The organism is Arsenophonus nasoniae DSM 15247 (assembly GCF_000429565.1).
In the GTDB taxonomy this organism is placed as follows: domain Bacteria; phylum Pseudomonadota; class Gammaproteobacteria; order Enterobacterales; family Enterobacteriaceae; genus Arsenophonus; species Arsenophonus nasoniae.
The window spans coordinates 1-410 of the sequence record NZ_KE386921.1 but is presented as its reverse complement, the minus strand read 5'-3'; the positions used below and the strand labels follow the sequence as shown (position 1 = coordinate 410).

The window sequence follows — 410 nt, the reverse complement described above, 5'->3', positions numbered from 1 at the left end:
TTGCAATGAGAGTACAGGATGAGAAGCTGTGTAGGTTCGAGCCGAGCGTAGCGAGACAGCGTTGTGCAAAGCACAACGACCCGCAGGGCGAGGCCATAGGCCGAGTAATCCTGTACGACCCACCATCGATATGCTCTCATCAACGATGATTTCCTACCTAACTTTGGCGAAATTACGCAAATCATTCTACAATCATTAACATAGAGATATATTTATTTACTTGAAAAACTATTAGATAAAAATAGAGTAAGTGGGATAGCTTGTAAGTTAGAGTGTCACCGATCATGCAAAACTGATCCACTAACGATCATCTAAAACTGATCCACTTGGTATTATTCGCACATTTTTGTACGGATAATTTATGTTAACCAAGGAGATATTTGTGGATATTCATGTTCGCTTTGCACAAG

1 other RNA gene is annotated in these 410 nt (G+C 40.5%); it reads left to right on the top strand.

What is annotated here, in order from left to right:
• Positions 1–125, top strand: a non-coding RNA gene (locus G468_RS23355) — RtT sRNA.
• Positions 126–410: the final 285 nt, after the last annotated feature.